The sequence below is a fragment of the Paenibacillus sp. y28 genome (assembly GCF_037137075.1).
GTDB lineage: Bacteria > Bacillota > Bacilli > Paenibacillales > NBRC-103111 > JBBBNV01.
In genome coordinates, this window is sequence record NZ_JBBBNV010000009.1 from 160,366 (window position 1) to 170,169 (window position 9,804).

The following is a 9,804-nucleotide window of genomic DNA, read 5'->3' on the forward strand; positions in this document are numbered from 1 at the left end:
GAATGGTAAGCGTGGATATCCATTGGCCAATTTCACTTATAGATACGCTCCGCAGCAATATTGGTTTCAGGAATCGGCAAAAAACTTGAAAAAATTTAATGCCCGATCTCTACGACGGTCACCCCGTTGCCGCCTTCCCCGTAATTGCCCAGCCGATACGATTTGACCAGCTTGTGGCGTCGCAGGTATTCTGTAATCCCTGTGCGCAGGACGCCGGTGCCTTTGCCGTGAATAATATACACCTGGCCCAGATTCGCCAGAAACGCCTCATCCAAAAAGCGGTCGACTTCGCTAATTCCCTCTTCGACATTGCTTCCCCGCAGATCCAGCTCCATGCGAACGTTCTCATCCCTCGTTCGCTTCACGCTGGCTTTAAGCTGCTGGGCCTGCTTCACCGGGTCCGGCGCTGCGCCGAGCCGTTCCAAATCATCACGCTGCACCTTCATTTTCATAATCCCAAGCTGTACGACCGCTTCCTTCTCGCCGGCGAAGTCTACAATATGCCCCTTTTGTCCAAGCGACAGCACCCGGACCTCGTCGCCGACGGCAAGCACCGCCGCTTTGCCGCCACGGGCTGCGGGACGTGCCGCCTTCTTCTGCCGCAGCTCCGGCTCGGCCTCGTCCAGACGGCGGCGGGCTTCAATCAGTCGGTGCTCCTTCACACTGCCTGCCGCCTCAAGCGCCATGCGCCGCAAATCAGCGAGAACCGTCTCCGCCTCGCGCCGCGCTCTGGCGACTGCTTCGCGCGCTTCATTCTCCGCTTTTTCCAGCAGCTTGTCGCGCTGCTCTTCGAATCGCTGCTTCTGCTCCTCCAGCTGCTTGCGAAGCTGCTCTGTCTCGCGGCGCGCCACTTCGGCATGCGCTCGTTCCGCTTCTGCGCTGGCCCGGTTTGCCTCCAGCGAGGCAATCATCGTCTCTACGCGCGCCTCATCCTCGCCGACATGCCCGCGGGCATGCTCAATAATGCTTCGCGGCAGACCGAGCCGCTCCGCAATGGCAAAGGCATTGCTCCGTCCAGGGACGCCGACAAGCAGACGGTATGTCGGGCGTATCGTCTGAATATCGAATTCCATGCTTGCGTTAATAACACCCTTGCGCTCAAATGCGTAGGCCTTCAGCTCGCTATAGTGAGTCGTCGCCACAATGCGGCAGCCCATCCGGTGAATGTATTCAAGAAGCGCAATGGCCAGCGCCGAGCCCTCCGCCGGGTCGGTTCCGGCGCCAAGCTCATCGAGCAGCACCAGGCTTTTTGGCGTCATGCCCTTCAGAATCGAAATAATGTTGGTTAAATGGCTGGAGAAGGTACTCAAGCTTTGTTCAATGCTTTGCTCGTCCCCGATATCCGCATAAATGGCATCAAACACGCACAGCTGGCTTCCATCCTCCGCAGGCACAAACAAGCCGGACATAGCCATGAGGCTGAGCAGTCCGATGGTCTTGATGGAAACCGTTTTGCCCCCTGTATTCGGGCCTGTCACGATAATTGAAGTGAACTGGTTGCCCAGCTCCACATCCAGGGGAACGACGTGCTCTGCGGAAATGAGCGGGTGCCGGCCTTTCTTGATTTTGAGAAAGCCCCGATCATTCATGAGCGGCAGCGTGCCTTTCAGCTCGCGGGCAAGTCCTGCCTTGGCGAAGGTGAAATCCAGCTCCGCCAAAACCTCCACATTGGCTAACATGATGTCGGCCGATTCCGCTACCGTGCTGCTGAGCATTTGCAGAATTTTGTCAATTTCCTTCTCTTCCTTCATGCGAAGCTCCCGCAGCTTGTTGTTCATCTGAACGACGGCTTCCGGTTCAATAAACAGCGTTGCCCCGGAGGCAGACTGATCGTGCACAATCCCGCCGAACTGGCTGCGGTACTCCTGCTTAACCGGAATGACGAACCGGTCGCCACGCAGGGTTACCAGATTATCCTGCAGCATTTTTTGAATGGATGTGTTGCGGATCATCTGATCCAGCCGCTCGCGGATACGCGACTCGCTTCCGCGCAGCTCCTGCCGGATTCGGGCCAGCTCGGAGCTGGCCGAGTCCAGCACATCGGCATCCTCGCTGATGCACGACTTTATGCGGTCCTCTACTGCTTTGACATCCCCAAGCTCGCCCGACAGCTTCAGCAGCGCCTTGATTTCGCGCTGGTCGTTCACACCCTCCAGGAACCGGGCCAGCCGCCTTCCGCCATAAATGGTTGTAGCGATATCCAGCAGCTCAGACGCGCTGAGAATGCTGCCGATGCGGGAACGGTGCAGCGATGACCGGATATTGCGTATGCCGCCAAAAGGAGCGCCGCCCTTGAGCCGGTCAACCGCAGCGGCCTCATCGGTTAGCAGCAGTCTCGTCTTCACATCCTCCAGCTCGCTCGAAGGCCGCAGCTGCTCTACCCATTCCTTACCTAAAGATGTAGCCGCATGATTAGCCAGTTTATGTAAAATTTTATCAAATTCAAGTGTCTTTACTATTTTGTCGTTCAACGTTCGCACTCCTCTCAGCCCTTATTATATCCAATGACTGAAGGAAAGACCATGCGGCACAATTGCTTTTAACGATTTTTCCCTGACATAATTCATGGTTTTCAGGCCACAATACAAATTGCACGGCATAGAACCCCCTTTCTTCCGTCCTACGCCCCTGAAAGGTCCGACTTGCCAGTATACGCTTCTCCTGCAACAAGCGATGATTGCCTCTTTCACCCCCTCTGGAAAGAAGCGATTTTGCTAAACTACTTGCTTAGGAGGTATAGACGATGCATTTTCTCGGTACGGTAGTCCGATTTGTCGTCGCTGCGATTGTGCTCATGTTTGTCGGTTGGATTGTTCCGAACTTTTCGGTGGGCGGATTCTGGAGCGCGCTGCTGCTGGCGGTAGTTATTGCCGCCGTCGGCTGGATTGTTGAAGGAATCTTCGGCAAGCGCATTACACCCTTTGGACGGGGGATTGTCGGGTTCCTGGCCAGTGCTGCGGTGATCTGGATTGCCCAGTTTATCGTAGGCGGCGTCGCGGTGTCGATTATCGGGGCACTGCTCGCCGCGCTTGTTATCGGGATTATCGACCTGTTCATACCGGTGGCTACACCGTTCAAGGTTGATGAACGCAAATAGTTCTTCCGATACAGCTGCTAAAAGCACCTGTCTCCGATTCCGGAGAAGGTGCTTTTTCAATGAAAACGGTAATTCAAGTGTACCGAAATCGTCCCTTATCTGCTATGATCAAGAGGAAGTTAGCGGATAAAGGGAGGCGAACTGAGGATGAGAGCTTTATCAGGACAAATTGCACTGATTACGGGAGCAGGAAGCGGACTGGGCAAGGCTGCGGCACTGGCGTTTGCAGACGAAGGAGCGAAGGTGGTGCTATGCGGAAGAAGAACTGCCAAGCTGGAGGAAGTAAGCGATGCAATTGCTGCGGGCGGCGGGGAAGCCTTGACCGTACAGGCGGATGTCAGTCTTGAGTCCGATGTGCTCCGGCTCGTTCAAGCGGCTCAAAGCCGGTTTGGACGCATTGATATCGTCGTAAACAATGCGGCGGTATTCGAATCGGGGGAAATCGCGGATACGCCGCTGGATGCATGGAATGCCCAGCTGTCCACCAATTTGACCGGTCCGTTCCTTGTTACACGTTCCGTATTGCCTATGATGCGCAAGCAAAAGTTCGGCCGTATCATTAATATTACCTCCGGGCTCGCAGACAATGGCGCCGGCGGCTTTGCGGCCTATGCCGTCAGCAAGGCCGGTCTGGAGACGCTGACCCGCACAGCAGCCGAGGATGAAGAGAAGCATAACATTCTCGTTAATTTATTTAATCCCGGGCCGATTAAAACGGAGATGCATGGCACCGGCAAAGACCCTGCTTCCGTTACAAGCTATCTGGTCGAGCTTGCCGCTCTGCCCAAAGGCGGGAAAACCGGCAGGCTGATTGAAGCCAAGTAACCGCTGAACTGGCGGTTTCCGGTATTGGCATGGATTCCGTTCCCCAGCAATCATCTTCCAAGGAGCTCAGCTGAGGTCATGAGAAAAAACCGTCTTTCTTGCCGGTTAAACGCCGCTTTCCGGTGGACGGAGACGTCCGACTATTACGTGTCCACACCAAGCGTGATGGCGCGGTCGATGCTATTCTATGTGCAGGAAATCGGCTGCTTCCGCACCCTGCCCGGATATTTCACCGAGCGTGCAAGCCTCGATTCTTTTTAGTTGTGTATACGCTTTCAGGAAGCGGAAAGCTTCGCTACGCCGGAAAGACCTATTCCCTGCCGGCCGGACATGCATTCTGGATTGATTGTATGGAGCCCCAATACTATGAAGGCGCGGACCGGGACCTGCTGTGGGTGTATTTCAACGGGGCTGCCAGCCGCGCTTATTACGAGCAGTTTGTTCGAATCGGAACCGGGCCAGTGCTTCCGCTTGCCGCGGACCGCACCGTTCCCGATTGCATCCGGGAGCTGCTGAAGCTGCACCGGGAAAAGGATGTGAGGGCCGAGCTGCTCAGCTCTCAGCATATCATCCAGCTGCTGACGGTTCTGCTTCTATCGGCCATGGGCCGGGGAGATGCAAGGCATCCCGGCTGGATGCCCGCTTATGTTGAACAAGCCATGAATTCGCTGGAGCAGCGGTATGCGGATCAGTGGACACTGGATCAGCTCGCTGTCCTTTGCTTGGTTTCCAACTATCATCTGGCAAGAGAGTTCAAGAAATATACCGGCTTTGCGCCGCATGAATACCTGGCTAACCTTCGCATTACGGCAGCCAAGCAGCTGCTCGTGCTCTCCGACATGCCGGTCGCGGCTATCTCACAGCACGTCGGGCACACGAATGTCAGCCATTTCATCAGCTTGTTCAAGCAGGAAGAGGGAGTCACTCCGCTTGCTTACCGCAAGCAGTGGCACCGTCAAGGCAGGGGGGGAATCAGCCCTGCAGGATCTTTTTCACCTCCTGGGCCTGCTCCGTATTTTCCACCCTCCAAGCGTATACATCAAAGGTAGGCTCACCCGTCCTGGCTTTGCCCCGATTTTGCCGCTCATACTGGCGGTCATATAATTTCAAGGTTTTCGGAGCCGGGAAGGTTTGGGCTGCCAAATCGTTCGATATTTCCACAACCAGAACGTGGCCGGTTGTCCCGCCCGCATCCCGGTTTTCCGAAATAATAAAGGTGCCTCCAATCGGAGGATACGTCATCACACCGTCTAGTTCCGGACGGAACAGCTCATTAAATTTGCCGACCCCATATAATCCCCAGCCCATCCGCTCCATCATCCGGTACAGGATGGAGTCCTCCACTTCTCCTTTTTTATGATTAAAATAAGCGGCGAGCTGCCCTTCCACCTCCAAGGAGGTTTCCAGGTCATCCCCAAAGCCCAAAGCATGTGTAATGGCAGCAAATACGCAATCGTGCTTGTCAAAAGGGGCGTATTCCTGCCCGATTTCCTCCCCGTCCCCCGTGGGGTATCTGGGGTATACTTCGTTAATGGCCCGTTCTAATGTCCGGTCATTAAAGCTGTTTGGCGCCCAGTCATCGTCCTCCACGTCAGGCTTCATATCTCGTTTGCTCTTCACGCTTGCCATGGTATGCGGGCTTCCGGTAATTTTGGCTATAAGCTTCTGCCTGTATTCCACCTTATCCTTGGGCGGCTTCCAAAAGGCATCCTTAAATTCCTCCGGCGGCGTAAACCGGACATAATCCTTTAATATACGGAGCTTATCAGCGCACTCCTGTTCAGAAAGCGCCAGCTGCGCCGTTTGCGGCCCTGTATCGTGAAGCCCGCTCAACAGCCTTCCGACCGCGCGATTGCCCGCCACTTTTTGCAGTTGTCTTACTTGATGAACTAGCTTGTGAGTGCCGCCCGTCAATGCCTGCGTACTGCTGGACCCTTCTTTGCTGCGCTTCTCCGCAGACAGCGACGAACGATGCGACATTGAGGATTTCATCGGTTCGCCCCGCCTTTCAATCTGCTTTTTCTTTATCTTACCATACCGTTGTGCAGTTGCGGGAGATATGCTATGACTTCCGGCTTTCGGATAGGCAACGTTAAAAACAAAGCCAATTTGGAAGGGTCGTTCTTACAGCTAGCTCTCGAGCATGAAATGGCAAAGAAATGAGGGATACAATTTCAGTGTTCCAAAAAAAGTTTTTATGAGCGCGGAAACCGGTATACCTCTGAAATGAGTTTGACCTTCGTTTCGTCTTCCCACGGCAAAAGCAGGTCGGACATAAATGGCTGCCATCTTACGTTGGCCGGATGAGTCTCCAAATCCTGCATCGCCCCGCTGTAATCAGTTACTGTCATCGTTGCAAACCATGTACCTTCATGATAATAAATCCGGTAATGGTGTATCCCCGCTGCAGTAAATCCTTCCTCCAGCTCCGGATATACGGCCTTGTGACGCTTGACATATTCCCCATAGCGCTCTGGACGAATCCGCAGCACAAACGATACCTGCTCCACCCTGATTCCCCCCCTGTCACACATGGGATCTGCTACCTTATTTCTAGCCAGGCAATATGGCTAAAAAATCATCAAACGCTTGTGCCAAACCCTGTCCCCGAAATACATGACATACTAAAAATATTGGAAAGCTTGCTTCGTTCGTTATGCGCCTGCAAGCCGTCTACCGGCCTCTTGGCTTCACTAAAGAATGACTGACTCCAGCTGGAGCAAATCCGCCACCTTGCTGAATTCCGAAGCATTATGGCCGAGCGATAGCGCACAGTGGCGGGTCGGCGCTTCGCGAAACCATTTCTCCATGTGAAGATCGGGATGCTCGCGGAATCGCACCGGAGTCATCGTATTCCCGATTTTCATCATCTCCCCGTCCGTCGACTCGCCCTCGCTGATGATCAGCTTCAGCCTGCCTTCTCCGGTTTGGGTCACATTCAGCGCTGTAATCGGGCCGGATTTGACCTTCGCTTCCACCCAAATGCCCGTCCCCTGCTTCCCGTGATACAGCCCCATCCCTCGCAGAACCGGCTTGCCATCCGATATAGCGATAGGGAAAGGTCCGTCATGACCGAGCAAAATCGCCTGATCGGCATAATCGACGACCACAATCTCCGAGTAGCTGCCTCCGGTGCCAAGAATATCGCATATTTTCATTGCTACGGCCGTTTTAAGATCTCCTTCTCCAGCGCATGGGATGCCGCGGGCCGTCAAAAGAGAGTGACCGAGAATGAAGCCCGCCTGAAGCTGTTCATAGGCGCTTACCGGACTGCCGTGATAATAATAGGTCAAAGCATCCAGACTTCGCTCCCGGACAAGCCGCTCTTGTGCAACAGCAACCCGGCAGGACCATTCGAGCTGTTGGGCTGACGGCTGCTTGGCAATCGGGTCGGCGGGAGAATCCCCGCTAATCTCAAACATGCTATGAACCTCATACATCGCCGTTCATCGCTACACGCTGCGTGCAGTATAAGCCTGCTGGCTGTACAGCTTTCGCCGGCTTCCATCCTTCACGTACATCACAACACAAAAACGGCTGCGCCCTGATATCAGCAGAGCACAAGCCGTTTGTTCTTCCGATTGCCCGATCACCGTATGATGCGCTGGACTTCTTCGACCTCGAAAAGCTTCAGCAGCATTAAAGCTCGGTTTCCTTCACTTCTGGAGCAGTTATATCGTTTTTGGCGCCTGTAACCGCCTGCCATAGCTGCTCCAGCTGGGCCGTTAACCGGGGAGCAATATGGTTTACCCCGGTCGCGACCTGGGAGCCCGCCAGCTCCTGCTGCACGGCTGCAGAAGGAATTCGGTTCAGAGGCCAATACAGCAATACCATCAGGATAAATACCTGGGCCAAGGCAAGCACGATCCCCCCAAAGCGATTGAACAGGTTTAATCCCGGTGCCTTCATCAGCACATGGAGCAATCGGCCTAACAAATGCAGCGTCAGCTTGGCCCCGGCGAAAATAAAAACATAGGCCGCAATATGATAAGGCAGCCTGGCCGCGCTCCAAACCGAGCCTGAAAGCCCATTCCCGGCATGTTCCCCTCCGGTTAGCGCAGCCAGCGGAAACATCTTCATCAAAGCCTCCGCCAAGCCGTTCTGAAGAATGAACGCCAATAAACCCGCCAGCAATCCGCCGGCTAAAGAAAACAGCTGGTTGACCAGCCCACGGTAGTATCCGTAGACCAGTCCGCCAGCTAACAGCAGCAGTGCGATTAAATCAACGATATTCACGACTGTTCGACCAGCTCGATCCACTCGTTATATTCCGTTTGCAGCTTGGCATACTCTTCCTGAAGCTTCCGGTAAGCTTCTGCCAGCTCGCTTTCTTGCCGGCCCTCTGTAAGACGGGCAAGCTCGGCAGCCAAAGCTTCCTTCTCTATACGCGCAAAATCCGTTTCGTTGATCAGCTTTTCCCGTTCCAGCCTCTCCGCGGCAAGTGCGACAGCTGCCTCATGATGCGCCTTCTCCAGCTCGGCGAATGAGGCATCCATCGCATGCTTAGCATCACGAAGCTGCTCCAGCTCCAGCACCAGCTTTAGATGCTGGTCACGCTCACGCTCCAGAACGGCTGCCGTATCGATTTGCTCCTCTTCGGACTTGCCCAGCTTGGCTCTAGTTTGAGCATGAATTTCTCGTTCCTTTTCCAGCTCTGTAATCAAGGCTGATCTGCTTTCTTCCAGCTTGGCCAGCTTCGCGGCTGTTTCCGCATGAGTTTCGCGCTCCAGCTCCAGTTCAAATGCTGTTTCGTTGTATACATCCTGATTACGTTTCAGCTCCGCCGCCAGCTCAGCTCGCTCGGCTCTTGAACGATCCAGCTCTGCGGTGATTTCAGCAATCCTTGCCCTTGCGCCTTCCAGGTCTGAAGTCGCCTTGACTTTCTCGACGCGCTCGGTTTCCAATTGTGCAGCGACCTTCGATCTCTCGGAGCGCTCATCATCCAGCTCTGTCACCAGTGCGGCCTTGCTCTCCTCCAGCTGCGCCAGCTGCGCGGCTGTTTCCGCATGAGTTTCACGTTCCAGCTCCAGTTCAAATGCTGTTTCGTTGTATACATCCTGATTACGTTTCAGCTCCGCCGCCAGCTCAGCTCGCTCGGCTCTTGAACGATCCAGCTCTGCGGTGATTTCAGCAATCCTTGCCCTTGCGCCTTCCAGGTCTGAAGTCGCCTTGACTTTCTCGACGCGCTCGGTTTCCAATTGTGCAGCGACCTTCGATCTCTCGGAGCGCTCATCATCCAGCTCTGTCACCAGTGCGGCCTTGCTCTCCTCCAGCTGCGCCAGCTGCGCGGCTGTTTCCGCATGAATTTCACGTTCCAATTCAAGCTCTACCGTTACCTCACTGTGCGCGTCTTGCTCACGCTTCAGCGCTGCTGCCAGTTCAGCCCGCTCGGTGCTTGAACGTTCCAGCTCTGCGTTCATTTCGATGTTCCTTGCTCGTTCATTGTCCAGTTCAGCAGTAACAGCTAAACGGGCCGCCTCAATATTCGCTAATTTGGCTACGAGCTCAACACGGCTTTCCCTTTCCAATTCGAGCTCCACTTGAACCTCTGCCAGTGTCCGCCTCTCAAGCTCAAGCTTGTCCTCGACTTCTTTTCGTTTAAGACATTCTTGCTCCAATTGGGCTGCTACTTCAATATGTAACTGCTCTACATTCGACAATTTTGCAGTGGTTTGCGAGTGAACCTCGCGCTCCTGCTCCAGCGCCGCGCTCGTGCTCGCATACTGCTCCTCCACGCTCGTCAGCTTCGCGGCGACTTCCGCTTTCGCTTCTCGCTCGCGCTCTAGCTCCGCTGCGACTTCCGCTTTCGCCTCGCGCTCCTGCTCCAGCGCCGCGCTCGTGCTCGCGTACTGCTGCTCCACGCTCGTCAGCTTCGCCGCAAC

At 54.7% G+C, this 9,804-nt stretch carries 10 protein-coding genes; 4 read left to right on the top strand and 6 right to left on the bottom strand.

Annotated elements, in window-relative coordinates; genetic code table 11:
* Window positions 1-95: 95 nt before the first annotated feature.
* Window positions 96-2,471 (bottom strand): endonuclease MutS2, encoded by a 2,376-nt coding sequence (locus WBG83_RS09990; protein WP_336744864.1) that lies wholly within the window; start codon window positions 2,469-2,471, stop codon window positions 96-98.
* Window positions 2,472-2,743: 272 nt separating this feature from the next.
* On the opposite strand from WBG83_RS09990, the gene WBG83_RS09995 reads away from it, so the two are divergent.
* The 4 genes from WBG83_RS09995 (at window position 2,744) to WBG83_RS10010 (ending at window position 4,971) form a co-directional block, all read left to right on the top strand.
* Entirely contained in the window at window positions 2,744-3,097 is a 354-nt protein-coding gene (locus WBG83_RS09995) for a phage holin family protein (RefSeq protein ID WP_336744865.1), read from the top strand.
* 147 nt (window positions 3,098-3,244) lie between these two features.
* A complete protein-coding gene (locus WBG83_RS10000; protein WP_336744866.1) occupies window positions 3,245-3,922 on the top strand; it encodes an SDR family NAD(P)-dependent oxidoreductase in 678 nt (225 codons plus the stop codon).
* Between the two features lie 78 nt (window positions 3,923-4,000).
* Window positions 4,001-4,183: a hypothetical protein gene (locus tag WBG83_RS10005; protein WP_336744867.1), complete on the top strand. Its 183-nt coding sequence runs from the start codon at window positions 4,001-4,003 to the stop codon at window positions 4,181-4,183.
* A gap of 2 nt (window positions 4,184-4,185) precedes the next feature.
* Window positions 4,186-4,971 carry a helix-turn-helix transcriptional regulator gene (locus WBG83_RS10010; RefSeq protein ID WP_336744868.1) on the top strand — a complete coding sequence of 262 codons (786 nt, stop codon included), beginning with the start codon at window positions 4,186-4,188 and terminating at the stop codon, window positions 4,969-4,971.
* Here the strand turns inward: WBG83_RS10010 and WBG83_RS10015 are convergent.
* From WBG83_RS10015 to WBG83_RS10035, 5 genes are all read right to left on the bottom strand, one after another.
* Window positions 4,895-5,914, bottom strand: a complete 1,020-nt coding sequence (locus WBG83_RS10015; RefSeq protein ID WP_336744869.1) for a hypothetical protein — start codon at window positions 5,912-5,914, stop codon at window positions 4,895-4,897. The two genes, WBG83_RS10010 and WBG83_RS10015, sit on opposite strands and share 77 nt — an antisense overlap.
* Window positions 5,915-6,117: 203 nt before the next feature.
* Window positions 6,118-6,432: an L-rhamnose mutarotase gene (locus tag WBG83_RS10020; protein ID WP_336744870.1), complete on the bottom strand. Its 315-nt coding sequence runs from the start codon at window positions 6,430-6,432 to the stop codon at window positions 6,118-6,120.
* Window positions 6,433-6,615: 183 nt separating this feature from the next.
* Window positions 6,616-7,344, bottom strand: a complete 729-nt coding sequence (locus WBG83_RS10025; protein WP_336744871.1) for a hypothetical protein — start codon at window positions 7,342-7,344, stop codon at window positions 6,616-6,618.
* Window positions 7,345-7,561: 217 nt separating this feature from the next.
* Window positions 7,562-8,158: a CvpA family protein gene (locus WBG83_RS10030; protein WP_336744872.1), complete on the bottom strand. Its 597-nt coding sequence runs from the start codon at window positions 8,156-8,158 to the stop codon at window positions 7,562-7,564.
* A partial coding sequence (locus tag WBG83_RS10035) for a hypothetical protein (protein ID WP_336744873.1) occupies window positions 8,155-9,804 on the bottom strand: 1,650 nt, incomplete at its 5' end. The genes WBG83_RS10030 and WBG83_RS10035, both read right to left, overlap by 4 nt.